Raw genomic sequence first — 755 nt, forward strand, 5'->3', positions numbered from 1 at the left:
CCCCGCCACGGACTCACCGGCCAACCGCTGGCACCCGCGCTGGCCGCCACCGCGACCGCGCAACGCCACGGCACCCTGGGCACCGGCCAGGTCGCGGTCATCCGCCGCTTCTTCCACCACCTGCCCGGCTGGATCGACACCGCCACCCGCGCCCAGGTCGAAGCCCAGCTGGCCCACCAAGGCGCCCGATTTCGCCCCGAACAACTCGCCAAACTCGCCGACACCCTGGCCGACTGCCTCAACCCCGACGGCACCTACCACGACGACGACCGCACCCGACGCCGCGGCCTGACCCTGGGCCACCAACACCCCGACGGCATGTCCGAACTACGCGGCTGGCTCACCCCCGAACTGCGCGCCACCCTCGAAGCCGTGCTCGCCAAGCTGGCCGCCCCCGGCATGGCCAACCCCGACGACGACACCCCCGTCGTGGACGCAAGTCCCAGCGAGTCCGCCGTCCAACGCGACACCCGCAGCGCCACCCAACGCAACCACGACGCACTGGGCGCCGCGCTGCGCGCGCTGCTGGCCTCCGGAAACCTCGGCCAGCACAACGGGTTACCGGCCTCCATCATCGTCACCACCACCCTGACCGAACTCCAAGCCGCCGCCGGCAAAGGGCTCACCGCCGGCGGCACCGTGTTGCCCATGTCCGACGTGATCCGCCTGGCCGGCCACGCCCGCCACTACCTGACGATCTTCGACAAAGGCAAAGCCCTGGCGCTGTATCACACCAAGCGCCTAGCCTCACCCGG

1 protein-coding gene is annotated in these 755 nt (G+C 71.5%); it reads left to right on the forward strand.

All coding sequences use genetic code 11. The features are described 5' to 3' along the window. On the forward strand, positions 1-755 hold a 755-nt coding region (locus OQ789_RS25680; protein WP_324689219.1), incomplete at both ends, for a 13E12 repeat family protein.

It is taken from the genome of Mycobacterium sp. 94-17 (assembly GCF_035617725.1).
GTDB lineage: Bacteria > Actinomycetota > Actinomycetes > Mycobacteriales > Mycobacteriaceae > Mycobacterium.